Annotated in this window: 28 protein-coding genes; 21 read left to right on the top strand and 7 right to left on the bottom strand. The window is 71.8% G+C overall.

Going from position 1 to position 24,224, the window contains the following annotated elements; translation table 11 throughout:
- Positions 1–2 precede the first annotated feature (2 nt).
- The 6 genes from ACLJPY_RS37520 to ACLJPY_RS37545 all read left to right on the top strand — a co-directional run bounded on the left by ACLJPY_RS37520 (position 3) and on the right by ACLJPY_RS37545 (position 5,458).
- Positions 3–1,616, top strand: coding sequence for a hypothetical protein (locus tag ACLJPY_RS37520; RefSeq protein ID WP_410595746.1), 1,614 nt, complete (start codon positions 3–5; stop codon positions 1,614–1,616).
- A 2-nt stretch (positions 1,617–1,618) separates the two neighbouring features.
- Entirely contained in the window at positions 1,619–2,377 is a 759-nt protein-coding gene (locus ACLJPY_RS37525; protein WP_410595747.1) for an ESX secretion-associated protein EspG, read from the top strand.
- 130 nt (positions 2,378–2,507) lie between these two features.
- Positions 2,508–2,819, top strand: coding sequence for a hypothetical protein (locus tag ACLJPY_RS37530; RefSeq protein WP_410595748.1), 312 nt, complete (start codon positions 2,508–2,510; stop codon positions 2,817–2,819).
- Positions 2,820–2,832: 13 nt separating this feature from the next.
- Positions 2,833–3,978, top strand: coding sequence for a transglycosylase SLT domain-containing protein (locus ACLJPY_RS37535; RefSeq protein ID WP_410595749.1), 1,146 nt, complete (start codon positions 2,833–2,835; stop codon positions 3,976–3,978).
- Between the two features lie 9 nt (positions 3,979–3,987).
- Positions 3,988–5,169: a pyridoxal phosphate-dependent aminotransferase gene (locus ACLJPY_RS37540; RefSeq protein ID WP_410595750.1), complete on the top strand. Its 1,182-nt coding sequence runs from the start codon at positions 3,988–3,990 to the stop codon at positions 5,167–5,169.
- A 97-nt stretch (positions 5,170–5,266) separates the two neighbouring features.
- A complete protein-coding gene (locus tag ACLJPY_RS37545; RefSeq protein WP_410595751.1) occupies positions 5,267–5,458 on the top strand; it encodes a hypothetical protein in 192 nt (63 codons plus the stop codon).
- On the opposite strand, the gene ACLJPY_RS37550 is transcribed toward ACLJPY_RS37545, so the two are convergent.
- From ACLJPY_RS37550 to ACLJPY_RS37560, 3 genes are all read right to left on the bottom strand, one after another.
- Positions 5,455–6,270, bottom strand: a complete 816-nt coding sequence (locus ACLJPY_RS37550; RefSeq protein ID WP_410595752.1) for an SAM-dependent methyltransferase — start codon at positions 6,268–6,270, stop codon at positions 5,455–5,457. The two genes, ACLJPY_RS37545 and ACLJPY_RS37550, sit on opposite strands and share 4 nt — an antisense overlap.
- 86 nt (positions 6,271–6,356) lie before the next feature.
- Positions 6,357–6,935: an HAD family hydrolase gene (locus ACLJPY_RS37555; RefSeq protein WP_410595753.1), complete on the bottom strand. Its 579-nt coding sequence runs from the start codon at positions 6,933–6,935 to the stop codon at positions 6,357–6,359.
- A gap of 16 nt (positions 6,936–6,951) precedes the next feature.
- Positions 6,952–7,974 carry a threonine aldolase family protein gene (locus tag ACLJPY_RS37560; protein WP_410595754.1) on the bottom strand — a complete coding sequence of 341 codons (1,023 nt, stop codon included), beginning with the start codon at positions 7,972–7,974 and terminating at the stop codon, positions 6,952–6,954.
- Between the two features lie 136 nt (positions 7,975–8,110).
- Here ACLJPY_RS37560 and ACLJPY_RS37565 point away from each other — a divergent pair, with 136 nt between their 5' ends.
- Genes ACLJPY_RS37565 through ACLJPY_RS37575 form a run of 3 tightly spaced genes read left to right on the top strand, consistent with a single transcriptional unit; the run spans position 8,111 to position 9,951 of the window.
- Positions 8,111–8,620 (top strand): SigE family RNA polymerase sigma factor, encoded by a 510-nt coding sequence (locus ACLJPY_RS37565; RefSeq protein WP_410595755.1) that lies wholly within the window; start codon positions 8,111–8,113, stop codon positions 8,618–8,620.
- Positions 8,613–9,323, top strand: coding sequence for a hypothetical protein (locus tag ACLJPY_RS37570; protein WP_410595756.1), 711 nt, complete (start codon positions 8,613–8,615; stop codon positions 9,321–9,323). Before ACLJPY_RS37565 ends, ACLJPY_RS37570 begins: the two co-directional genes overlap by 8 nt.
- 34 nt (positions 9,324–9,357) lie before the next feature.
- Positions 9,358–9,951, top strand: a complete 594-nt coding sequence (locus tag ACLJPY_RS37575) for a TetR/AcrR family transcriptional regulator (RefSeq protein WP_410595757.1) — start codon at positions 9,358–9,360, stop codon at positions 9,949–9,951.
- Between the two features lie 7 nt (positions 9,952–9,958).
- Here the strand turns inward: ACLJPY_RS37575 and ACLJPY_RS37580 are convergent, their stop codons facing one another.
- The 3 genes from ACLJPY_RS37580 to ACLJPY_RS37590 are packed head-to-tail and all read right to left on the bottom strand — an operon-like array spanning position 9,959 to position 12,319.
- On the bottom strand, positions 9,959–10,657 hold the full coding sequence (locus ACLJPY_RS37580; protein WP_410595758.1) for a FadR/GntR family transcriptional regulator: 699 nt from the start codon (positions 10,655–10,657) through the stop codon (positions 9,959–9,961).
- 47 nt (positions 10,658–10,704) lie between these two features.
- Positions 10,705–11,709 (bottom strand): lactonase family protein, encoded by a 1,005-nt coding sequence (locus tag ACLJPY_RS37585; RefSeq protein ID WP_410595759.1) that lies wholly within the window; start codon positions 11,707–11,709, stop codon positions 10,705–10,707.
- Positions 11,702–12,319, bottom strand: a complete 618-nt coding sequence (locus ACLJPY_RS37590; protein ID WP_410595760.1) for a bifunctional 4-hydroxy-2-oxoglutarate aldolase/2-dehydro-3-deoxy-phosphogluconate aldolase — start codon at positions 12,317–12,319, stop codon at positions 11,702–11,704. Before ACLJPY_RS37590 ends, ACLJPY_RS37585 begins: the two co-directional genes overlap by 8 nt.
- A 67-nt stretch (positions 12,320–12,386) precedes the next feature.
- Here ACLJPY_RS37590 and ACLJPY_RS37595 point away from each other — a divergent pair, with 67 nt between their 5' ends.
- The 10 genes from ACLJPY_RS37595 to ACLJPY_RS37640 all read left to right on the top strand — a co-directional run bounded on the left by ACLJPY_RS37595 (position 12,387) and on the right by ACLJPY_RS37640 (position 22,039).
- Positions 12,387–13,064 carry an SDR family NAD(P)-dependent oxidoreductase gene (locus ACLJPY_RS37595; RefSeq protein WP_410595761.1) on the top strand — a complete coding sequence of 226 codons (678 nt, stop codon included), beginning with the start codon at positions 12,387–12,389 and terminating at the stop codon, positions 13,062–13,064.
- A gap of 14 nt (positions 13,065–13,078) precedes the next feature.
- Positions 13,079–14,224, top strand: coding sequence for a galactonate dehydratase (gene dgoD / locus ACLJPY_RS37600; RefSeq protein ID WP_410595762.1), 1,146 nt, complete (start codon positions 13,079–13,081; stop codon positions 14,222–14,224).
- Between the two features lie 40 nt (positions 14,225–14,264).
- Entirely contained in the window at positions 14,265–15,602 is a 1,338-nt protein-coding gene (locus ACLJPY_RS37605; protein ID WP_410595763.1) for an N-acetylmuramoyl-L-alanine amidase, read from the top strand.
- Positions 15,603–15,624: 22 nt separating this feature from the next.
- Positions 15,625–17,052 (top strand): adenylosuccinate lyase, encoded by a 1,428-nt coding sequence (gene purB, locus ACLJPY_RS37610; RefSeq protein WP_410595764.1) that lies wholly within the window; start codon positions 15,625–15,627, stop codon positions 17,050–17,052.
- A 149-nt stretch (positions 17,053–17,201) separates the two neighbouring features.
- A complete protein-coding gene (locus tag ACLJPY_RS37615) occupies positions 17,202–18,044 on the top strand; it encodes a transporter substrate-binding domain-containing protein (protein ID WP_410595765.1) in 843 nt (280 codons plus the stop codon).
- A gap of 1 nt (position 18,045) precedes the next feature.
- Complete coding sequence (locus tag ACLJPY_RS37620; protein WP_410595766.1) at positions 18,046–18,816, top strand: transporter substrate-binding domain-containing protein; 771 nt, start codon at positions 18,046–18,048, stop codon at positions 18,814–18,816.
- Positions 18,817–18,823: 7 nt separating this feature from the next.
- On the top strand, positions 18,824–19,606 hold the full coding sequence (locus ACLJPY_RS37625; protein WP_410595767.1) for an ABC transporter substrate-binding protein: 783 nt from the start codon (positions 18,824–18,826) through the stop codon (positions 19,604–19,606).
- A gap of 6 nt (positions 19,607–19,612) precedes the next feature.
- The gene (locus ACLJPY_RS37630; protein ID WP_410595768.1) at positions 19,613–20,377 is read left to right on the top strand and encodes an amino acid ABC transporter permease; all 765 of its coding nucleotides are present in this window, start codon (positions 19,613–19,615) and stop codon (positions 20,375–20,377) included.
- Entirely contained in the window at positions 20,374–21,114 is a 741-nt protein-coding gene (locus ACLJPY_RS37635; protein WP_410595769.1) for an amino acid ABC transporter ATP-binding protein, read from the top strand. The genes ACLJPY_RS37630 and ACLJPY_RS37635 overlap by 4 nt, the downstream gene beginning before the upstream one ends.
- Positions 21,115–21,157: 43 nt before the next feature.
- A complete protein-coding gene (locus ACLJPY_RS37640; RefSeq protein ID WP_410595770.1) occupies positions 21,158–22,039 on the top strand; it encodes an MOSC domain-containing protein in 882 nt (293 codons plus the stop codon).
- Here the strand turns inward: ACLJPY_RS37640 and ACLJPY_RS37645 are convergent.
- Entirely contained in the window at positions 21,922–22,728 is an 807-nt protein-coding gene (locus ACLJPY_RS37645) for an S-adenosyl-l-methionine hydroxide adenosyltransferase family protein (protein WP_410595899.1), read from the bottom strand. The two genes, ACLJPY_RS37640 and ACLJPY_RS37645, sit on opposite strands and share 118 nt — an antisense overlap.
- Before the next feature lie 47 nt (positions 22,729–22,775).
- On the opposite strand from ACLJPY_RS37645, the gene ACLJPY_RS37650 reads away from it, so the two are divergent.
- Entirely contained in the window at positions 22,776–23,780 is a 1,005-nt protein-coding gene (locus ACLJPY_RS37650) for a phosphoribosylaminoimidazolesuccinocarboxamide synthase (protein ID WP_410595771.1), read from the top strand.
- On the top strand, positions 23,701–24,165 hold the full coding sequence (locus ACLJPY_RS37655) for an NADPH-dependent FMN reductase (protein ID WP_410595772.1): 465 nt from the start codon (positions 23,701–23,703) through the stop codon (positions 24,163–24,165). The genes ACLJPY_RS37650 and ACLJPY_RS37655 overlap by 80 nt, the downstream gene beginning before the upstream one ends.
- Positions 24,166–24,224 lie beyond the last annotated feature (59 nt).

The raw sequence follows: 24,224 nt of genomic DNA on the forward strand, positions 1-24,224 counted from the left end.
GCGTGGAATTCTCCGAGCTCGCGGCCGGCATCCAGAACCACCGGTTCGACGGCTGGACCAACACCGCGATCGCCGACCAGATCACGCGGATGATCAACGGCGACGGCACCGGCAGCATCGGCACCGCCGTCGACGCGCTGAAGGCCGTCGCGACCGCGCTCGCCCACACCGACCAGACGCTGCGCGCCCAGCTGCTCAAGCTCGGCGTCGAGTGGCAGAGCCAGGCCGGCGGCGCGGCGAGCCAGGTGTTCACCGAGCAGGCCGGCTTCTCCCAGGACGCCACGACGAAGGTCGCGCACGCCGCGGAAATGGTGTTCGAGCAGGGTGAGGCGTTCAACCGGACCAAGTACAAGCTGCCGGACGCCGAAACGGTCCGGAAGGGCGCGGGCGGCTTCACCCTCACCGATAGCGTGCTGCTGAGCCTCATCGGCTTCGAAACCGACCACGCCCGCCAGGTCGAGGCCGCGAACGACGCCAAGGCCCAGGCGCAGCAGGCGTTGAACGAGTACGCGCAGCAGAGCGGCACAAACCTCCTGTCGACGCAGGCGCTGTCCGACCCGGAGTCGCTGAAGCTCGCCGCCCCGGGCATCGCGCCGGGCGTGCTGGACGTCGCCGGCGCCGCGGTCGCGGTGACGCCGGACGGCGGCGTGAAACCGGCCTCGGACCGGGTCCGGTCGGTGCACGTCGACCCGCCGGTCGTGCAGCCGGTGTCCCACACCGTCCACGCCGACCCGCCGACCCCGGTGTACGGCGTCGCGGCGCAGCAGCCCGCCCGCGCGGCCCAGCAGCCGCCGCGGCAGAGCGGCTCGACCGGCTCGGCCGGCGCGGCGGCCGCCCAGCACACGACACCGAGTTCCGCGACGACGCCGTCGGGCGCGAAGCCGCCGACGTCGGCGCCCGCGCCGGGCTGGGTCCACACCCCGGGCCGCGGCTCGTCCGGCGACCCGTCCGGCCGCTTCACCCCCGGCCCGCTGACCGCGGGCCAGGGCGACCAGTTCGTCCCGCCGGGGGCGCCCGGCGCGCTGCCGCCCGGCGGTTTGCCGCCCGGCTCGGCCCCGCCGACCGCGCCGATCAAGTCGCTCGGCGGAAGCGGCGGAAGCGGCGGGGGCGCGGCCGGCGGTTCGACCGGCATCGACAGTTCCGCGGCCGGTCGCGGCCCGGACGGCCTGCTGGCCAAGGGCCGCACGGTCGGCGCGCTCCCGCAGGCCCCGCTCCAGCCCGGCCAGTACACGGCCGAACGCGGCTTCACCGCCAGGCCCGGCGCGACGCCCGGCGAGATCGGCGCCGGTGCGGCGGCGGTCGGCGCGGGCGCGGCCGGCGGCGCGTTGAGCGGCGACAAGGAACGTCAGCGGCGCGAGAAGGGTCAGCCCAAGGGCCCGGTGCGGCCGCTGCCGGTCGGCGAGCTGCCCGAAGAGGAAGCGGTCGCGCTGCGCAAGTCCGAGCAGATCAGCCCGAAGCAGAAGCCGGGCGAGGCGCGGTTCCTGGCCGAGGCGGCACCGCAGGAGGAGGACGCCGAGCACGTCCGCCGCTACGGCGTCGACGACCAGGACCTGTTCGCCGACCAGCGGATGGTTTCTCCTGACGTGCTGGGCGACCACGGCGGGGACGGGCGCTGACCGTGTCGCTCGTCCTGTCGGCCCTCGAGTTCGACGTACTCTGGGAGTCCCTCGAGCTGCCCCGCCGGCACGTCGCGCTCGACGTGCCGAGCGAAGGCACCACCCGCACCGAGCGGCTCCAGCTGGTGGAGTCGGCGTGGGCGTCGCTGAGCGAGCGGCGACTGGCCCGCAACCGGCGGGTGTCCGGCGAGCTGGCCGACTGGCTGCACCTGCTCGCGCGCCCGCAGTCCGGCATCGACGTCTGGGTGTGGGCCGAACGCGAGATCCGCGGCCGCGCGGTCAGCCTGCGCAGCCAAGCGGTGCTCGCGGTGGTCGACCACGGCGAGGTCTGGCTGATCCCGGCCACCGAGGACGGCCTGGCGGAGGCGGCGGTCTCGGTGGCGGGCGAGCTGGGCCCGGGCATCGGCCAGACGGTCAGCCTCCCCTACGACGTCGTGAAAGCCGCCGACGCGGCAGCGAAGGGCGACGCGAAAGCAATGGTCACGGCGTTGGAGGACCGCGGGATACCGCTGTTCCAGGCCCAGGAGCTCGCCGGCATGCTGCTGGGCCAGCAGGCCCGCGGCCAGTTCGGCGCGGAACGCACCACGCGCGACGGGGTGGTGCACCGGGCCGGCCGGGTGGTGGCGTTCTTCGACACGGACTCGGGCCGCTACCTGTTCCAGGTGAGCCGCGACGGCGACGGCCGCGAGTGGGCCACCGTCACCCCGGCGGACAACACGCTGCTCGCGACGCGGATCCGTGAACTGGTGGCGGAGACCTGAGCCCCGCCGGGGGGAAGTTGGCGGAGAGCCGTACCCGCGCCCCGGGTGAAGTCATAAAGTAAGCGCGGAACCGTCCTGGTCGTGACGACGTCCGATCGGCGGAGACAAGTTTCGAAGGGGATGACGAACCGTGCCTGTCTACGACCCGGACTCGATGGCCATCGCGGCCCGCCAGGTGGAGCAGCTGAAGGACGAGTTCGAGAAGTCCAAGCACAAGGTCACGGGCCTGGACCACGAGAAGGAAAGCCCCTTCGGCGGCATGGACGAGACGGGCGAGGCGCACGGCGCGGTCGGCAAGTTCAAGGACGGCGTGCACAGCCAGTTCGACGCCGCGGGCAAGCACATGGAGGCGCTGGGCTTCGTCATGCGCAAGGCCGCCGGCCTGATCGCCGAAACCGACCAGGTCGGGGCGAGCGACCTCAAGCTGCACGTCGACAAGTGAACAGGGGGCACGGGTGGGGCTGAACGCGGTCGGCGCCGGAACGCCGGACAACTGGGACGCCTTCGTGAAGAAGGTGGACCAGGTCGAAAAGGTCGACCTGGAAAAGATTTCGGCGGCGGCGACGCAGTTCCGCGAAGCGGGCAAGAACGCCGGTGACCACAATGCGTCCCTGAAGAATTCGACCGACGCGCTCAACGGCAGCGTGTGGGCCGGTCCGGCGGCGGACCAGTTCTTCCAGTACGTCCGCCAGGTCCGCGACGCCGGCACCAAGGTGCAGACCCACCTCGAGGACGTCGCCAAGGACCTCGACGACCTGCAGTCGAGCCTGGCGCAGATCAAGAAGACGGTGCAGGACAAGCAGCTGGCCGCGGAGAAGGCGGTCAACGAGCGCAACGCCAAGGCCGAGACCGACATCAACAACGCGCTCGCCGCGGCCAAGAAGGCCCACGACGAAGGCAAGCCGGGTCCCAGCCCCAGCGCCGACGAGCTCCTGGCCACCGCGAAGACGGACATCCACACCATCACGGCCGGCTTCGACGGCGACGTGACGGGCCTGCAGACCCAGGCGGACACGGCGATCAAGGCGTCGCAGAACCTGATGTCCCAGCAGATCGAGGGCGGCTACGACCAGGTGCCCCTGCCGAGCAGTGCGGCCGCGGCCCCGAAGAGCACGGGCGGCATCCACAGCAACGGCTCGTCCCACCACGGCGGTGGCGGCGGCGGGGGTGGCGGTGGCGGAGGAGGCGGCGGTGGTGGCGGCGGCCTCGGGCCGAGCGGCGGGCCGCCTTCCTCGCCGCCTCCCGGGAACGTCCAGCAGTGGATCCAGGAGGCCATGAAGGCGCTGCAGGCCGCGGGAATTCCGGTGACCGATGCGGATATCCCCAAGATTTGGGCAATCATCCAGCACGAATCCGGCGGAAATCCCAACGCCATCAACAACTGGGATTCGAATGCGGCCGCCGGGCACCCGTCCAAGGGGCTCATGCAGTGCATCGACTCCACGTTCAACGCGCACAAGCTCCCCGGGCACGACAACATCTACAACCCGGTCGACAACATCATCGCCGGTGTCCGGTACTCCTTCGACCGGTACGGCGGCCTCGACAACGTGCCCGGGATCAAGGCCATGGCCCACGGGGGTGCCTACCGCGGCTACTAGCCTGGCCCCATGGCCGACCTCGGAGCTTTCGCCGGGCCCGCGCTGCGGGCCGGTGTGCCGCCCTTCCACGTCATGGACGTCCTCTCCGCGGCGGGGGCCCGGCAGCGCAGTCACGGCGACCTCGTGTCCCTCGCCGCCGGGCAGCCGTCCGCGCCCGCGCCGGAGCCCGTGCTCGAGGCCGCGCGAAAGGCGCTGGAAGGCAGCACCCTCGGGTACACCGAGCAGCTCGGCATCCCGGAACTGCGCGAGGCCGTGGCCGGGCACTACCGGAAGCGGTACGACGTCGACGTCCAGGCGCACGACGTCGTCCTGACCACCGGCTCCTCGGGTGGTTTCCTGCTCGCCTTCCTCAGCGCCTTCGACCCCGGCGCCAAGGTGGCCATGGCGCGGCCCGGCTATCCCGCCTACCGCAACCTGCTCGCCGTCCTCGGCTGCGAGGTCGTCGAGTTCGCCACCACCGCGGAAACGAACTTCCAGCCGACGGTGGCACTGCTCGACGAGCTCGGGCCGATCGACGGCCTGATCGTCGCCAGCCCGAGCAACCCCACCGGCACCGTGCTGCCGCCCGGGGAGCTCGCCGCCATCACGGGCTGGTGCGCGTCGCACGGGGTCCAGCTGATCAGCGACGAGATCTACCACGGCATCTCCTACGGCGCCGAGCTCGACTGCGCGTGGCAGTACGGCCGTGAGCCGATCGTGCTCGGCAGCTTCTCGAAGTACTTCGCGATGACCGGCTGGCGGCTCGGCTGGATGATCGTGCCGCAGCGCCTGCACCGCGCCGTCGACGTCCTGACCGGCAACTTCACCATCTGCCCGCCCGCGGTTTCGCAGTACGCGGCCCTCGCCGCCTTCACGCCCGAGGCGTACTCGGAAGCCGACGCCCACGTCGAGCGGTACCGCGCCAACCGCGACCGGCTCTTCGCCGGCCTGCAGCGCATCGGCCTCGACAAGCTCGCGCCGGCCGACGGCGCCTTCTACGCGTACGCCGACGTCAGCGCGTACACGCACGACAGCCTGAGCTGGTGCCAGCGGCTGCTCGCCGACACCGGGGTCGCCATCACCCCGGGCGTCGACTTCGACCCGGTCGACGGCGGCAAGTACGTCCGGTTCTCCTTCGCCGGCAGCGCCGAGGACATCGACGAGGCGCTCCGCCGACTGGGGGCGTGGCTGCCCAGGGGGAACCCTGAATAAACCCCGAACGTTGGCCGGGCGAGGGGAGTTTCACCGCGCCGGGTGGCACTGTGGAGGCATCGGGCCGGTGGGGCCACGGGGAAACATCGGAGGAACCATGTTCTGGAAGATCGTCGGCGGCCTGATCGTCGCCTGGGTGGCGTTCATGGTGCTGGGCGCCGTGCTCGGCTTCGTGTTCAAGGCCGTCCTGTGGATCGCCGTCATCGGCGGCATCGCCTTCCTCGGCGCGGCCGGCTACAAGGCGGTCACCGGTGGCCGCAAGGACCCGCGGCGCATCAACCGCTACTAGGGGATCCGCGCCACGCCGCCCAGCGCCGTCCAGTTGACCGGCGTCAGCGGCGCCAGGCGCGGCCCGTCCGGCCACCACTCGTGCGGCGCGGTCAGCCCGGGTTCGAGCAGGTCGAGGCCGTCGAAGAACGACGTGATCCCGGCCCGCGACCGGTAGCGCGTGTCGAGGCCGGTGCCGCTCAAGCGGTCCTGCAGGGACGCCGCGACGGCGGCCGCCTCGGAGCCGTCGGCCGGGTCGTGCCGGTGCAGCAGGAGCAGGTACGAGCCCGGCGCCAGCGCGCCGACGTAGGACTTGACCACCTGCTGCGCCTGCTGGAGGTCGGCGATGTGGTCGACGACCCCGCAGAGCACGAGCCCGGCGGGCCGGTCGAAGTCGATGAACCGCGCGACCCCGGCGAGCGTCTCGCCGGGGTTCAGCGGGTCGGTGCCGCAGATGTGCGTGAAGTCGTTGTCCACGAGCAGCGCCCGGCCGTGCGCTTCCACCACCGGGTCGTCGCCGACGTAGACGACGTGCGCTTCCGGGTTGTACTTCTGCGCCACCTGGTGGGTGTTCTCCGCCGTCGGGAAGCCGGACCCGAGGTCGAGGAACTGGTCGACGGCCAGCCGCTCGGTCAGGTAGCGGACCGCGCGCACCAGCCACTGCCGGACTTCCCGCGCCATGGCCGGTGCTCCCGGGGCGATGGCCGTCAGCTGCCGCACCACGGCGCGGTCGGGCTCGTAGTGGTTCTGCCCGCCCAGCAGCGCGTCGGTGACGCGCGCGATGCTCGGCCGCTCGAAGTCGACGTGGGCCGACGGTCGTTCGCTCGTCGCCATGCGCACCTACCGGGGAGTCGGGGGACGCCCCAGCCTAGGACATGGAGATCACGTCGGGTAGGCGGCCGTGCGGTGCGGGTGAGTGGTCAGTCCAGCCAGGCGCGGGCCGCGTCGGCGCCGTTCCACACGTGGGCCCGCAGCCCGACCGCCCGTGCTCCCTCCACATTGGACTCGCGGTCGTCGAAGAACAGGCAGTCGGCCGGTTCGGCGCCGAGCTCGTCGAGCAGCAGGCGGAAGATCTTCGCGTCCGGCTTCACGCAGCGGACGTCGCCCGAGAACAGCGTCACGCGGAAGTGCCGCGCCCAGTCCTGCGCGCGGGCCCACTCGCCGAAGGCGATCGGCGCGTTCGAGAGCAGCGCCAGGTTCGCGCCGGCCTCGGAGAGCGCTTCGAGCAGCGCCTTCGACGACGGCTCCAGGTGACCCCAGCCCTCGACGTCGACGCGGGTCAGCTCGGCCGACAGCGCCTCGTCGACCGGCGCCCCCACGGCGTTGCCGACCGCCTGCCAGTACTCGAGCGGGGTGCTGCCGGCGTCGAAGGGAATGCGGTACTCCCAGTACGCCTCGAGGAACTCCGGCAGCGGCGCGCCCATCGCCGCGGCGAGGTCCGGGAGGGCGGCGCTCGGCTTGCTGAGCACGTCGCCGTAGTCGAACACGATCCAGTTCACGAGGTCCCCCGCGTTCTCAGGCGCCGGTCTTGATCCGGCGCAGGGCTTCTTCGACGTCGGTCGCGCTGAGGTCCCGGTGGGTGACGAACCGGACCTTGCCCGCCATCGGCACCGCGCGGATGCCGAGCGAGTCGAGCCAGGCGAGCGCGGTCGGGATGTCGGGGACCTCGGCGAGCACGATGTTGGTGTCGGGCGTGTTGGTGGGCCAGCCGTGCTCGCGCAGGCCTTCGGCGAGCCGCTGCGCGTTCTCGTGCGACTCGGCCAGCTCCGGGATCCGGTCCAGGGCGATCAGGCACGCCGCGGCCAGCACGCCGCCCTGGCGGACGCCGCCGCCGAGCATCTGCCGCATCCGGCGGGCCCGCTCGACGAACGCCGCGCTGCCCGCGACGACCGACCCGACCGGCGCGCCGAGGCCCTTGCTGAAGCAGGCGGACACGGTGTCGACGCCGACGGTCAGCGCGGCCGGCGGCACTTCGAGCGCGACCGCGGCCTGCCACAGCCGGGCGCCGTCGAGGTGCACGGTCAGGCCCGCTTCCTTGGCGACGGACAGCAGCTGGGCGTGCTCGTCCGGCGGCGTCACCGCGCCACCGGCCGCGTTGTGCGTGTTCTCGAGGCAGAGGAGCGATGTCCGTAATGTGAAGTACGGCCCGGGTTGCCCGATCGCGGCTGCGAGGGCGTCGGGCGATGGGCGGCCCGGGCCGCCGTCGTGCTCGAGGATGTCCGGCATGCCGCCGGCCAGCCACGCCGCCGAGCCCAGCTCGTTGGCCAGCACGTGCGCGCCGCGGGTGGCGAGGAACCGGTCACCGCGCTGCAGGTGCAGGCTCAGCGCGATGAGGTTGGCCATGGTGCCGCTCGGCACCCAGAGCGCGGCCGGCATGCCGAGGACGTGCGCCGCCCGCTCCTCCAGCGCCGCGATGGTCGGGTCGCGCTCGAGGACGTTGTCCCCGACCTCGGCGGAGGCCATCGCCGCCCGCATCGCGTCATCCGGGCGGGTGACGGTGTCGGAGCGGAAGTCCAGTACGGGCGGGGTGAAGGTCACGGAGCGATCACATCACACCCACGTCGTGGGGATCAATCAGTCTTCGAGTGGTCGAACCCACTCCGTCCGTGCAACCGTGGACGCCCCTGATTCCGTCTTACCGGCCGGACGACCACAGAGCGGAGCACGACTGCGCGTGGACCAGCGCGACGAGCAGGAGTTCGCGGAGTACTTCGCCGCCCGGCGGGACGCCGTGCGCCGGACCGCGTACATGCTCTGCGGCGACTGGCACCGGGCGGACGACCTCGCGCAGACGGCGTTCGTCGCACTGCACCGGAGGTGGACGAAGATCAGGGATCGCGCGGCGACCGACGCGTACGTCCGCAAGACGCTCGTCCGGGCGTCGATCGACGAATCACGCCGTCCGTGGCGGCGCGAGTGGCAGACCGAGACGCTGCCGGAGCCGTCCGACGACACGCCCGGCCTCGACGACCTCGTCGCGACCAGGGAGGACCTGCTCGCGGCGTTGAAGGAAGTGCCGCCCAAGCAGCGGGCGGTGCTGGTCATGCGGTTCTTCGAAGGACTCGACGTGACCAGCGCGGCGAAGGCGCTGGGCTGCAGCGAAGGCAACGTGAAGAGCCAGACCGCCCGCGGGCTGGCGAACCTGAGGCAGGTCCTCGAACGGGAGGTGGAGACCAATGGATGAGCAGGAGCTGCGCTCGTTGTTCTCCGCCGCGCCCCCGGACGCGCCGTCGCCGACGTTCAGCCGCGACGACGTCGTCCGCGAATCCCGCCGCCAGACCGTGCGGCGCCGCAACCGGATCACCGCCGGGGTGAGCGCCGCCGCGCTGGTCGTCGCCGGGTTCGGTGCGTACGGGCTGACCTCCGGGGGTACCCCCGGCCTGCTCACCGCGGCGAAGGACAACGCCGCGCAATCGGGGCCGGGCTCCGCGCAACCGGGAGACGGCCCGGTACGTCCTGAAATCGGTGGGGGGTCACCGAACTTCTCGTCCCAGGCACCTCAGCAGGGGGGTGTCGGGGAGGGGAAGACCGGCCAGCTGGCCGAAGGCGCCTCCGGGTGCGAACAGGTGGACGGGGAGCTCGCCATCGCCCTCGCTGGCGAGCTCCCCGGCCACGTCGACCCCGCCCGAGCCGTTCCGGGCGGTGCCTGTTCGACGGTGTCGCGGTCCGCTGGGTTCCCGGTCGAGGGCGGCGAAGTCGCCGCGGCGGTGTACCCGAAGGGCATCCCGGAGGTCTTCAAGTCCCAGCCGGCCGGCACGGTCACGGCGCGGGCCGGTACCGCGTCCGGCGGGGTGCTGGTGCTGATCAGCGTGCCTGCCGCGGGCGCGGCGGCGCCGTACGCGGGCGAGGTCGGCCGGTTCGCCCAGCGTCTCGCGCCCCGCTTCTGAGCCCGCGTCCGCCCGGTTGGCAGAATGACCGGCCATGACCGCTGCGACCACCCCGAAGGGGGAGCGACGGCGCGCCGCGCTCGTCGAGGCCGCCGCGAAGCTGCTCGTCGAAGGCGGGTTCGACGCCGTCCGGCACCGGGCGGTCGCCGAGCGGGCCGGCTTGCCGCTCGCGTCGACGACGTACTACTTCGACTCGCTGGAAGACCTGGTCACGGCGGCCGTCGAGCACCATTCGAACGCCGAGCTGGCGACCGGCCGCGCCCGGCTGGACGAGCTCGCGACCCGCAACCGCGGGGTGCAGGCGACCGTCGGCCTGGTGCTGGACCTGCTGCTCGGCCCGGAGAGCGGTGACCCGGCGGCCGACGCCGAAGCCGTCCTCCTGCGGTACGAGCGGCTGGTCGCGACCGGCCGCCGCCCGTATCTGCGGCCGCTGATGCGGACGCTGTCGGCCCAGCTCAACGAGCTGCTGACGGAGATCTTCGCCCGCTCCGGCACCCCGGTCACCGCCACCGAGCTGGAGCGGCTGGTCGCACTGGTCGACGGCGCGGTCGTCAACGCGCTGATCGCGGTCGACCCGGAACCCCGCGCGGCGGCGGCCCGGATGCTGCAGGCGGCTCTCGCCGGCTGAGCGGCGATCACTGGCGCTGGGCCTTCTCCAGGTCCTCGCGGGCCTTCGTGACCAGGGCGAGCATCGCCTGTTCGGCCGCGGCGGGGTCGCCGGCGACGATCGCGTCGAAGACCTTCCGGTGGTTCGGCACGGGGTCTTCCGCTGCCGCGGAGCCGTGCACGACCTTGTCGCGCTCGGCCAGCCCGATCGCGATGATCCGTTCCACCCGCACCAGGAAGTTGTTGTGCGTGGCGGCCATCAGCCGCCGGTGGAAGGCGAGGTCGGCCTGGACGCTCGCCTCCGGGTCGGTGCCCGCCGCGGCCATGTCGGCCAGCGCTTCCCGCAGCGCTTCGAGGTCTTCGTCCGTCGCGCGCGCGGCCGCGATGCGAGCGGCGGCGGGCTCGACGACCGCCCGCACCTCGGTGAGCTCGTCGAGCAGCCCGGGGTCGTCGGCGGCCGCGGTCTGCCACCGCATGACGTCGGCGTCGAGCATGTTCCACTTCTCGCGCGGCTGCACGAAGGTGCCCCGCTTCTGCCGGGCGTCGATCATCCCCTTGGCGGCCAGCACCTTCAGCGCCTCCCGCAGTGCGGTCAGGCTGATGTCGAGCTCTTCGCGCAGGGCGGGCAGGTCGAGCACGGTGCCCTCGCCCCACTCGTCGGAGAGGATCCGGCTGGCCAGGGTCTCCACGGTCTGGCCGTGCAACCCGCGTGGCCGGTGTTCGCTCAATGGAGACCCTCTCAGCCGGCCGGTCGTGACCGCTGCATCCTACGTAGTCACGGCAGGGAAACCGGCAGCACGAAAGTCGGTGAGCCCGTCGGGTGGTACCGCAGCTCGGCCTCGCCGGAGGCGCTCAGCGTGAACGCCGTGATGGCGTCTTCCGACTGCGCGGCCACGTAACAAGTGCCGTCCACCAGCGCGAAGTGCCGCGGGTTGGCGCCGCACGGCTGGTCCGCCACCGCGGCCGCGTCGTCGAGCGCGAACTCCGTCACGCAGTCCGGGCCGCGGTTGGACACGTACAGGCGCGAATCGGCCAGTTCCAGGTGGGCCACCAGGTTCGGCTTCACCGAGGACAGGGTCGACGGCGTCGACGACACGACCTCGAACGCGCCCGGCGACTTCTCGCGGACCGTCACGAGCGTCCCGGCCAGCTCGCCGACGACGTACGCCAGGTCCGTGCCCGGACGGCGCACCAGCTGACGCGGCCCGGTGCCCGGCGGCAGCGCGGACACCGCCAGCGGTTCCAGCGCACCCGACGACGTCAGGGTGTAGCTGCGGATTTCGTCGGTGCCCAGGTCGACCGCGCTGACGAGCGAACCGTCCGGCGACGGGACCGCCATGTGGACGTGCGCCGCCTCCTGGCGGTCGGCCACCGGGCCGCTGCCGCGGTGCCGGACCAGGGCCGTGCGGGCGACCGGCTCGCCGGTGCCGGACAGCGAAAACACCGCCACGCTGCCGCCGGAGTAGTTGGCGCACAACAGGAACTTCCCGTCCGGGGTCACCGCCAGGTGGCACGGGTGCGCGCCGCCCGTCTCCGCCGTGCCCAGCACCGACAGCGCACCCGAGGCGGCGATGGCCAACGCCGTCACGCGGCCGTCCGCGGTTTCGTTGGCCGCGTACAGCACCGGCAACGACGGGTGGCGCACCAGCCACGACGGCGACTCCAGCGGCAGCGAAGCCACTTCGCGCAGCGCGCCGGACGGCGACCGCGAGAGCGTCGTGATCCCCGTGCCGTTCCCCGCGTCCCCCGTGTAGCACCCGACGAAGACCAGCTCAGCCATGCGCGCTCCTCAACAGCGTCCCGACCCGGGCGGCGATCTCCGCGGCGGTGCCGCGGGTCAGCGCCGAGCCGATCCCGCAGGCGACCGCACCCGCCGAGAGCCAGCCTGGCACGTCTCCGGGGCCGATGCCGCCGGTGGGTACCAGCGGGGCCTGCGGCAGCGCCGCCCGCACGTCCGAAACCCACGACGGCCCCAGCGCCGACGCCGGGAACACCTTCACCGCGTCGGCGCCTTCCTCCAGCGCACGCACGATTTCGGTCACCGAACCGGCGCCGGGCAGCGCGGCCACGCCGTACCGGTGCGCGGTCCGGATCACCGCGCTGTCCACCGACGGGGACACCAGGAACCGGGCGCCCGCGCGGATCGCGAGCACCGCGGACGTCTCGTCGAGCACCGTGCCCGCGCCGATCGTCGCGTCCGGGTAGGCGGCGGCGAGCCCGGAAATCGCGTCCAGCGCGCCGGGGTTCGTCAGCGGTAGTTCAATCGAACGCAGCCCCGCTTCGAGAGCCGCACGGGCTGCCTCCACCGCGGACTCCGCGTCGCGGGTGCGCACGATTCCGACGACCCCTTGGCGCAGCGCGTCGGCCATGATCTCCCACCGGTACCTCATGGCGGCAGGTTACCTTGTGAAACCCTAATTTAGGATTTATTGTCGGAGTTCGAGGAGGCTGAAGGCGATGCCCACAGCGGTGGTGACCGGAGCGGCGTCCGGGATCGGGGCGGCGACCGCCCGGAAACTCCTGGCCGACGGCTACCGGGTGCTCGGCGTGGACGTCGCCGAGCTGCCCGACGGCGTCACGCCGATCCGCGGTTCGGTGGCCGACGAGACGACGTGGGCGGCCGTCGGCGAGGTGGACGCGCTGGTCAGCAACGCCTACGTGCCGAGCACCGGGCCGCTGCACGAGATCGGCCGGGCCGAGTGGCAGCGCCAGCTCGACGTCAACCTGACCGGCGCCTACCTCGCCGTGAAGGCCTGCCTGCCGTCGCTGCGGGACCGGCGCGGCGCGATCGTGCTGGTGTCCTCGGTGCACGCGCACTTCGGCCTGCCGGGGCACCCCGCGTACGCCGCCAGCAAGGGCGCGCTCGTCGCCCTCGCCCGGCAGCTGGCCGTCGAGTACGCCCCCGAGGTGCGGGTCAACTCCGTGCTGCCGGGGCCGGTGCTCACCGAGGCCTGGCGCCGCATCTCGCCCGAGGACCGCGAACGCAGTGCGCGGGCGACGCCGGCCGGCCGGCTGGGCCGTCCGGAGGAGGTCGCGGACGTGATCGCGTTCCTGCTCTCGCCGGCCGCGTCGTTCGTCACCGGCGCCGAGCTGACCGTCGACGGCGGCTGGTCGGCCGCCAAGGACTCCGCGTAGAAACGAGGGCACGGGTGAAGATCACCGCGGTCGAAACGTTCCTGGTCGCGCCGCGCTGGCTGTTCCTCAAGGTCAGCACGGACGAGGGCATCAGCGGCTGGGGCGAGCCCGTGGTCGAGGGCCGCGCGGGGACCGTCCGCGCGGCCGTGCACGAGCTGTCCGAGCTGCTGCTCGGCCAGGACCCGCTGCGCATCGAGGACCACTGGCAGGTGTTGCGGCGCGGCGGCTTCTACCGCGGCGGCCCGGTGCTCTCCAGCGCGCTCGCCGGGTTCGACCAGGCGCTGTGGGACATCGCGGGCAAGGTCCGCGACGCGCCGGTGCACGAACTGCTCGGCGGTCCGGTCCGCGACCGCGTCCGGGTCTACAGCTGGGTCGGCGGCGACCGGCCGTCCGGGATCCGCGAGGCCGTGGCCGCGCAGGTGGAAGCCGGGTTCACGGCGGTGAAGATGAACGTCGCCGGCCCGCTGGCGGCGATCGCGTCGCCGGCCGAGGCCGACGCGGCGGTGGCGCGCGCGTGGGAAGCGCGGGAGGCGCTCGGCCCGCACCGCGACCTCGCCATCGACTTCCACGGCCGCGTCTCGCCCGCGATGGCGCGCCGGCTGGTGCGGCTGCTGGAGGACGTCCAGCCGATGTTCGTCGAGGAGCCGGTGCTGCCGGAACTCCAGGGCGACGCCCTGCGCTCGGTCGTCGAGGCGTCCTCGGTGCCGATCGCGCTCGGCGAGCGGCTGTACTCGCGCTGGGAGTTCAAGCCGGTGCTCGACGCCGGGGTCGCGGTGGTGCAGCCGGATCCCTCGCACGCCGGCGGCATTTCCGAGCTGCGGCGGATCGGCGCCCTGGCGGAGGTGTACGGCGCTTCGCTCGCGCCGCACTGCCCGCTCGGGCCCATTTCGCTGGCGGCGTCGCTGCAGGTGGCGTTCGCGACGCCGAACTTCCTGATTCAGGAACAAAGCGTGGGCATGCACTACCACGAAGGCCGCGAGCACGCGTACCTCGCCGATCCGTCGATCTTCACCTTCCAGGACGGCTACGCGGCCCGGCCGCTGAAGCCCGGGCTCGGCATCGAGGTCGACGAGGAAGCCGTGCGCCGCGCGGACGAGGCCGGGCACGCCTGGCGCTCTCCGGTGTGGCGCCACGACGACGGCAGCTTCGCCGAGTGGTGACCGGGTTGAACGAACTCGTCGTGATCGGGCAACATGACGTGTGGCCTTTCCCGTCAGAAACCTGACCGCCGCGGTGTTCGCGCTGGTGATCACCGCCGCCGTGCCCGTCACCGCGTCCGCACAGGACACCCCGTCGCCCGAATGCCCGGCCGACCTGGACTGCCGGTTCGTGCCGGCCGCCTACGACTGGTCGAGCGCGGACCACAGCGATCCCAACGACTACGGCAACTACGACCCCGCGAACCGGCCGGCCGACGGCCAGCGGATCGAGTACATCGTCATCCACGACACCGAAAGCGTGCCCAGCAGCACGGCGAGCCCGTACGACCAGGCCATCGCCGCCTTCCAGAACCCGGCGACGCAGTCGAGCGCGCACTACGTGATCCGCTCGTCCGACGGCCAGGTGACGCAGATGGTGCCCACGAAGGACATCGCCTACCACGCCGCCAACTGGACGGTGAACGAGCACTCGATCGGCATCGAGCACGAGGGCGTCGCGGCGCAGGGCGGCACCTGGTACACCGAGCAGATGTACCGCGCGTCCGCGCAGCTGGTGAAGTACCTCGCGGCGAAGTACCACATCCCGCTGGACCGGGAGCACATCCTCGGCCACGAGGACATCTCCCGCGAACGCACCAGGAACTTCGCGGCCGCGCACTGGGACCCGGGCCCCTACTGGGACTGGAACCACTACATGGGCCTGCTCGGCGCGCCGAGCAGGCCCACCGGTTCCCCGGCCGGCCAGGTCGTCACGATCAAACCCGACTACGCGACGAACCAGCCGCCGATGACCACCTGCACCGGCACCACCTGCACGCCGCTGCCGGCCCACGGCACGAACTTCGTCCCGCTGCACACCGCACCGGACGCCGCTTCGCCGTTGCTCACCGACCCCGTCGTGCACCCGGACGGCTCGCCCGGCACGACCGCGATCGACGACTGGGGCGACAAAGCGGTCGCGGGCCGCTCCTACGTGCTCGCCGGTGAGCAGGACGGCTGGACGGCGATCTGGTACGGCGGCCAGAAGGCGTGGTTCGAGAACCCGGGGCACCGGGCGACCGTGCCCGCGCACGCCCGGCGGGTGACCGCGGCCACTTCGGTGCCGTTGTACGGGCGGGCCTTCCCCGAGCAGTCCGAGTACCCGGCCGAGATCCCGTTCGACGCGGTCTGGACGGTCGCCCCGATCCCGTGGACGCTGCCCGCGGGCCAGAGCTACGTCGTCACCGGCGAGTTCACGGCGGAGAACTACTACGCCCGCTTCGACCCGGCGGGCGTGCCGGCCAACCACACCCTGGTCACCGGCGCCACGAAGTACCTCCAGCTCTCCTACAACCACCGGGTCGTCTACGTGAAGGCCGCCGACGTGCAACCCTGCTGACCTGCGCGGGTATCGTGAGGGCGTGACGGACAAGCCCCGCATTCCGAACGTGCTCGCCGCCCGCTACGCCTCGGCGGAGCTGGTCTCGCTCTGGTCCCCGGAGCGGAAGGTCGTCCTGGAGCGAGAGCTCTGGATCGCCGTCCTCAAGGCGCAGAAGGACCTCGGCGTCGCCGTCCCCGACGGCGTCGTCGAGGCCTACCAGCGGGTCGTCGACGACGTGCGGCTGGACTCGATCGCGGAGCGCGAGCGCGTCACCCGCCACGACGTCAAGGCGCGGATCGAGGAGTTCAGCGACCTCGCCGGGCAGGAGCACATCCACAAGGGCATGACCTCGCGCGACCTCACCGAGAACGTCGAGCAGCTGCAGCTGCTCCGCTCGCTGGAGCTCGTGCGCACCCGCGTCGCCGCCGTCCTGGCGCGGCTGGCCACCCTCGCCGTCGAGCACGCCGACACCGTGATGGCCGGGCGCTCGCACAACGTCGCCGCGCAGGCCACCACCCTCGGCAAGCGGTTCGCGAGCGCGGCCGACGAGCTGCTGGTCGCCTTCGAGCGGCTCGACAACCTCATCGAGCGCTACCCGCTGCGCGGCATCAAGGGCCCGGTCGGCACCGCGCAGGACATGCTCGACCTGCTCGGCGACGAGTCCACTTTGGACCAGCTCGAGGACCGCGTCATGCAGCACCTCGGCTTCAACCGGCGGTTCGTCAGCGTCGGCCAGGTGTACCCGCGCTCGCTCGACTTCGACGTGCTGTCCACTGTGGTCCAGCTCGCCGCGGCGCCGTCGAGCCTGGCCAAGACGATCCGGCTGATGGCGGGCCACGAGCTCGTCACCGAGGGCTTCAAGCCCGGTCAGGTGGGCTCGTCGGCCATGCCGCACAAGATGAACACCCGCTCGTGCGAGCGCGTGAACGGCCTGGCCGTCGTGCTGCGCGGCTACCTGTCGATGATCGGCGAGCTGGCCGGCGACCAGTGGAACGAGGGCGACGTCTCCGACTCGGTCGTCCGCCGGGTCGCGCTGCCGGACGCGTTCTTCGCGCTCGACGGCCTGCTGGAGACGTTCCTCACGGTGCTCGCCGAGTTCGGCGCCTTCCCGGCGGTGATCGAGCGTGAGCTCGATCGCTACCTGCCGTTCCTCACCACGACGAAGGTGCTCATGGCGTCGGTCCGCGCGGGTGTCGGGCGTGAGACGGCCCACGAAGCGATCAAGGAGCACGCGGTCGCCGTCGCGCTCGAGATGCGCGAAGGCCGTGCCGAGAACGACCTCCTCGACCGGTTCGCCGCCGACGAGCGCATCCCGCTCGACCGCGGTGAGCTGGACAAACTCCTCGCCGACCGGATCTCGTTCACCGGCACGGCCGGGCGGCAGGTCACGCAGGTGGCCGAGCGCGTCACCCGCGTCCTCGAGCGGTTCCCCGAGGCGGCGGGCTACGTCCCGCAGCCGATCCTGTGAGCTGACCCACCCGTCCACGGAGTGGAACGAATCCACACGAACGGGCGAAATCCCTAATCTCGATCGCACGAAACCGGAGCGTCAGGACGTCTACCCAGTGACCTGACGTGCTTTCCTCGCGCCTTGCGCGCCAACCTCTGGAAGAAGCGATGAGATCCACGCTGTCGAAAATCGCCGCGGTCGTCACCGCGGGCGCGCTGACGCTGACCCTGGCCGCCTGCGGTAGCTCGGGCACCTCGGGCTCTTCGGGCACGTCGGCCGCGGGGCAGACCCTCCGCGTCGGAACGCTGAGCGACGCCCCGCCGTCGATCTACCTGGAAAACGGCCGGTTCACCGGCTACGACAACGAGCTGCTGCGCGACATCGCCAAGCGCGAAGGCTTCGAGGTCGAGTTCGTCGGCACCGAGTTCTCCAGCCTGCTCGCCGGCGTCGCGGGCGGCAAGTTCGACATCGGCAGCTCGACGATCTCCAGCACCGAGGCGCGGAAGAAGACCGTCGCCTTCTCCAACGGCTACAACACCGGCTTCACCACGGTCGTCACGGCGAAGGGCGCGAACCTCAAGGAGGCCGGCGCGCTGGGCGGGAAGCGCCTGGGCGTGGTCCAGGGTTCGGTGCAGGACGAGTTCGCGGGCAAGGTCGCCGGGGCCCAGGTCGTCCGCTTCCCGGACTACAACGCCGGCTTCGCGCAGCTGAAGAACGGCACGCTGGACGGCTGGGTCGTGCCGCAGGACATCGGCCAGAAGTACCTGGACCAGAACCCGGGTGTGCCGCTGGAGCTCGGCTACACCGTCGAGGACAAGGACACGCCGTCGGCGTTCGCGGTGGCCAAGAAGAACACCGACCTGCTGAACAAGCTCAACGACGGGCTGGCGAAGGCGATCGCGGACGGCACGGTCGCCCGGATCTACGCGCAGTTCTACAAGAACACCCCGCTGTCGAAACAGCTCCAGCAGGGCGGCCCCGGCCTGCCCGTGAAGAACCTGGGTGCGTGACATGAAGAAGCTGATCGTCACCGTACTGGCCGCCGTCCTGACCCTGACCGCCTGCGGTGGTGGCTCGGACAGCGCTTCCTCCGCCACCCTGCGGGTCGGCACGCTGAGCGACGCGCCGCCGAACATCTACCTCAAGGACGGCAACTACACCGGCTTCGACAACGAGCTGCTCAAGGCCATCGCGGCCAAGCAGAACCTGAAGCTGGAGTTCGCCGCCACCGACTTCTCGGCGCTGCTCGGGCAGGTCGCGTCGGGCCGCTACGACATCGCCAGCTCGGCGATCGCGCAGACCGACGAGCGGAAGAAGACGGTCGACTTCTCCGCGGCCTACGACTTCGAGACGATGAGCATCCAGGCCAAGCAGGGCACGCCGGTCACCGACGAGAAGGGGCTGGCCGGCAAGCGCGTCGCCGTCATCCAGGCCACCGTCGGCGACCACTGGCTGACCAGCACGGTCCCGACGGCGCAGGCCGTGCGGTTCCCCGACTACGCCGCGGCGCTGACCGCCCTCAAGAGCGGCGCGGTCGACGCGTACATCCTGGACCAGTCCATCGCCGAGAAGAACGTCACCGACAACCCGGACGCCAAGCTGGTCGTCGTGAAGAGCTTCGTCACGGACGTGCCGCACGGTTTCGCCGTGAAGAAGGGCAACGCCGAGCTCCTCGGCAAGATCAACGACGGGCTCAAGCAGGTGATCTCCGACGGTACCTGGCTTAAGCTGCACCAGCAGTTCCTGCCGACCGCTCCGGTGCCGGCCGGGTTCCAGGGTTAGGAGAAGCATGAGGAAGACACTGGTCACGGCGCTGACCGCCACCCTGCTGGCCGCGCTCGCGGCGTGCGGTGGTGGCTCGGACAGCGGTGACGGGAAGACCCTGCGCGTCGGCACGCTCAGCGACTCCAAGCCGAACGCCTACCAGGAGAACGGCAACTACACCGGCTTCGACAACGAGCTGCTCAAGGCCATCGCGGCCAAGGAGGGCCTGAAGCTCGAATTCGCCGCGACGGAGTTCTCGGCGCTGCTCGGCCAGGTCGCGAACGGCACGTTCGACATCGGCAGCTCGGCCATCTCCCAGACCGACGCCCGCAAGAAGACCGTCGACTTCTCGGCGCCGTACAACTACCAGGCCCTCGGCATCGAAGCCAAGGAGACCGCCGGCATCACCGACGAGAAATCGCTGTCCGGCAAGCGGATCGGCGTCGTCCAGGGCACGGTCTCGGACACGTGGCTGGGCTCGAACGCGCCGACGGCGCAGGCCGTCCGGTTCCCGAACGACGCCGCCGCGCTCAACGCCCTCAAGACCGGCGCGATCGACGGCGCGGTGTTCGACCAGGCCACCGCCGAGGACTACGCGAAGAACAACGCGGACGCGAAGCTCAAGGTGACCAAGGCGATCACCACGACCATCCCGCACGGGTTCGCCTTCAAGAAGGGCAACACGGACCTGATCAACAAGATCAACGACGGCTTGAAGAAGGTCATCGCGGACGGCACCTGGGTCAAGGTGCACGACCAGTTCGAGCCCACCGCGCCGGTGCCCGCCGAATTCAAGCCGGGGCAGTAGTCCACTGTGAACGACTTCATCAACACGTTCCTCAGCTGGGATTACATCTCCCAGGTCCTGCCGGACCTGCTGAAGACCGGGCTGCTGAACACGCTGATCCTGTCCGTGTCCTCGGCGCTGATCGGCACCGTGGTCGGCATGGTCCTGGCCGTGATGGGCCTGTCCACCAAGTGGTGGCTGCGCTGGCCCGCGCGGGTGTACACCGACATCTTCCGCGGGCTGCCGGCGATCCTGACGATCCTGCTGATCGGCCAGGGTCTCGGCACGCTCGCGCGGGACGTCGTCGGCACGAACCCGTACCCGATGGGCATCCTGGCGCTGTCGCTGATCGCCGCCGCCTACATCGGCGAGATCTTCCGGGCCGGCATCCAGAGCGTCGACAAGGGCCAGCTGGAGGCCAGCCGGGCGCTCGGGATGAGCTACACCAAGTCGATGCTGCTGGTGATCATCCCGCAGGGTGTCCGGCGGGTGCTGCCGGCGCTGGTGAACCAGTTCATCGCGCTGGTCAAGGACTCCAGCCTCGTCTACGTGCTCGGGCTGCTGTCCGGCCAGCGCGAGCTGTTCCGGATCGGCCAGGACCTCGCGGCGAACACCGGCAACCTCTCGCCGCTGGTCGCCGCGGGCGTGTTCTTCCTGGTGATCACCGTGCCGCTGACGCACCTGGTCAACTACATCGACAAGAAGCTCCGGACCGGCCGCAAGGTGCGCGCGGACGAGCCGGGCGACGGAGACGAGCTGGACCTGGTCGCCAGCGGGAAGGTCGGCTCGTGACGACGGCGGTGCGTTCGTCCAGTGTGGAGCTGCGGGACATCCACGTCAGCTTCGGCACGCTCGAAGTCCTGCGCGGAGTGGACCTCCGCGTGGAGAGCGGCAAAACGACGTGCATCATCGGCCCGTCCGGCTCCGGCAAGTCGACGCTGCTGCGCTGCGTCAACCGCCTGCAGGAGCCCGACTCCGGTGACCTCCTGCTCGACGGCGAATCGGTGATCAAGTCGGACCCGGACGAGCTGCGTCAGCGCGTCGGCATGGTGTTCCAGCACTTCAACCTCTTCGGCCACCGAACGGTGCTGGACAACATCGTGCTCCCCCTGCGCAGCGTGAAGAAGCTCAGCAAGGAGGAAGCGGCGGCGATCGCCCGGGCCCGCCTGGCCGAAGTCGGCCTGGCGGACAAGGCGCCGTACCGGCCCAGCGCCCTGTCCGGCGGCCAGCAGCAGCGCGTCGCCATCGCCCGTGCGCTGGCCATGGACCCCGAGGTGATGCTCTTCGACGAGGCCACGAGCGCCCTGGACCCGGAACTGGTCAAGGGCGTGCTGAACCTGATGGCGGGCCTGGCTTCCCGCGGCCTGACCCTGATCGTGGTGACGCACGAGATGGGGTTCGCCCGCAGCGTGGCGGACGAGGTGGCCTTCATGGACGCGGGCCGCATCGTCGAGCAGGGCGCCCCGGCGGAGATCTTCGACGAGCCGCAGAGCCCCCGGCTGCAGCGGTTCCTCTCTCAGGTCCTCTGAAAACCGGGCGCTTCACCGCCACGCCCGCGGGTAGCCTGCGGGCATGGCGAAGATCGCGCGGTTGACGTACTACCCGGTCAAGGGGTGTGCCGGCACCGATGTCCCGTCGGCCGAAGTCACCCCGGCCGGGCTGGCGCACGACCGCGCCTTCCAGGTCGTCGCGCCCGACGGCGACTTCCGCAGCCAGCGCCGCTACCCGGTGCTGGCGTCGGTCCGCCCGCGGGTGCTCGGCGCGCGGCTCGCGCTGTCCGCGCCGGGCCGGGACGAGCTAGTCCTCGACATCCGGCGGGACGGCCCGCGGCACCCGGGGTCGACGTTCTCCTGGCAGGGCGAAGGCATCCACCAGGGCGCCGAAGCCGCCGAGTGGTTCTCGGACCTGCTCGGCCTGCCGTCCATGCTCATCGGCGTCGCGCCCGACCACGAGCGCGTCACCGGTGGCGAGACCCCGGGCACGGCCGCCTTCGCCGACGGGCACGCGCTGCTCGTCGCCTCCGAGTCCTCTTTGGAAGGACTGAACGACCGCATCCTCGAACGCGGCGGCGAACCCGTGCCGATGGATCGCTTCCGCCCCAACGTCGTCATCTCCGGCTGGCTCGAACCGCACCGGGAGGACGAAGTTCGCGCGATGCGCGCGGGCACGGCGGAGTTCGGCTACGCCAAGCAATGCGTGCGCTGCACCGTCCCGATGGTCGACCAGGGGACCGGCGAGAAAGCCGGCCCGGAGCCGATCCGCACGCTCGCGACCTACCGCCGTCACGCGGAGGGCGGGGTCACGTTCGGCATGAAGGCCGCCGTGCTGCGGCCGGGTCAGGTCGCCGTCGGTGACGAGGTGATCGTGCACTCCTGGGCCGGCCCGAGCCCGAGCACGGCCGCCGCCGAGCCGCCGTTCACGGCGACCGCGAGCCGGCCCGCCGAGTCGGTGTAGAGCACCGAGGCGCCGGCGGGCACGTCGGCGAACGTCCGGCCGAGCACCGTCGTCACCGCCACCCGCTCGCTGTGCACGGTGACCGCACCGGACAGGCCCGACAGTTCGAGGTCCGCCGGGGTCGCGGCCAGCTGGACGTTGCCGAAGTGGTCGACCGTCAGCACCTCCGACACGAGCTTCCCGGGGAAGGCGGCCACGAACGGCTCGGGCATCGCCACCAGGTCGGCCACCGGGTCGCCGAAGTCCGCCGGCGCCACGCCCAGCGCCAGGTGCGCGGCCGCCGGCGCGAAGACGTCCCGGCCGTGGAACGTCGCCGACGTCGCCGGCAGCCGCAGCGACGGCTCCGCCAGCTCGTACGCCGCCCGGACCCCGCCCAGCGCGTGCGCGGCCGGCAGCAGCAGGCCGTTGTCCGGCCCGACCAGCAGCCCGTCCGCCGCGACCACCACCACGCCGAGCCGGTCCGTGCCGACCCCCGGGTCGACCACGGCGACGTGCACCGATTCAGGCAGGTAGGGGACGGTCTGGGCCAGCGCCATCGCCCCGTGCCGGATGTCCTGGGGCGGTACTTCGTGCGTCACGTCGATCACCCGCACCGCGGGCGCGAGCCGCGCGATCACGCCGTGGCAGGCCGCCACGAAGCCGTCGCGCAGGCCGTAGTCGGTCGTCACCGAGATCCAGTCGTACGCCATGCGAGCATCATCCATGGTGGCGGAGGGTGCCCGTTAGGGTTCAGCGCGTGACACCCCTCCCCGCGCTCGAGCGGCTCGCCACGGGCAAGGTCCGCGACCTCTACGCCGTGGGCGACGACCGCCTGCTGGTCGTCGCCTCCGACCGCATCTCCGCCTTCGAGCGCGTCTTCCCGACGCCGGTGCCCGGCAAGGGCCGCGTGCTCACCGCGATGAGCGTGTTCTGGTTCGGCGAGCTCGCCGACGTCCTGCCGAACCACCTCGTGGCCTGGGACGGGCCGCTCGTCCCCGAGGCGGTCCGCGGTCGCGCGCTGCTGGTCGAGCGGCTCGACATGCTGCCGGTGGAGGCGGTCGTCCGCGGCTACCTCACCGGCCGCGGGTACGCGGACTACCGCAGGTCGGGAGCGGTGTGCGGGCTGACGCTGCCGCCGGGCCTCGCCGAGTCGGCGCGGCTGCCCGAGCCGATCTTCACGCCGTCCACCAAGGCGCGCCCCGGCGACAAGGACGAGAACATCGACTTCGACACGTGCGTCTCCGTGCTCGGCCGCGCGCTCGCCGAGGAGGTCCGGGAGGCATCGCTGGAGCTGTACCGCCGGGGTGCCGCGCGCGCCGCGGAGCAGGGCCTGCTGCTGGCCGACACGAAGTTCGAATTCGGCATCGGCGCCGACGGTGGCCTCGTGCTCGCCGACGAGCTGCTGACGCCGGATTCGGCGCGCTACTGGCTCGCCGAGGGCCACCAGCCCGGCGTCGGGCAGCCGTCGTTCGACAAGCAGCACGTGCGCGACTGGCTGGTCGACCCCGCGTCCGGCTGGGACTGCGTGTCCCCGCTGCCGCCGTTGCCGCCCGAAGTGGTGACGGCCACCCGTGACCGGTACGTCGAGGCGTACCAGCGCATCACCGGGCTTCCGCTGGCAGACTGGCTTCGTGATCCTGCTGATCTGCGGCAGCCTGCGAGCCGGCTCGGCCAATGCGGCGGTGCTGGGGACCGTCGCGACCCTCACCGCGAGCAAGACGTACACCGGCCTCGCCGATCTGCCGCACTTCAACCCCGATGACGACCGCGAGCCGCTGCACCCCGAGGTCGCTTCGCTGCGGGCCGCGCTCAGGGAAGCCGACGCGGTCCTGATCTGCACGCCCGAGTACGCGGGCGGCCTGCCGGGCTCGTTCAAGAACCTCCTCGACTGGACGGTCGGCGGCGGCGAGGTGTACGGCAAGCCGGTGGCGTGGATCAACGCCTCCTCGATCGCGGCCCCGACCGGCGGCCGGGACGCGCACGACTCGCTGCGCAAGGTCCTGACGTACGCGGGCGCGAAGATCGTCGAGGAAGCGTGCGCGCGGATCCCGGTCTCGCGGGCCGACGTCGCCGACGGCCAGGTCGCCGACCCGGACCTGCGTGGCCGGATCGCGGTCGCCGTGCAGCGGCTGCGCGAGGGCGGCTGACCCTTCCGGCAACGGTCGCCCGCCCGTTCTGCGCAGTTCACGGGAGTTTCAGACGCGTG

This window comes from Amycolatopsis sp. lyj-23 (assembly GCF_046549135.1).
In the GTDB taxonomy this organism is placed as follows: domain Bacteria; phylum Actinomycetota; class Actinomycetes; order Mycobacteriales; family Pseudonocardiaceae; genus Amycolatopsis.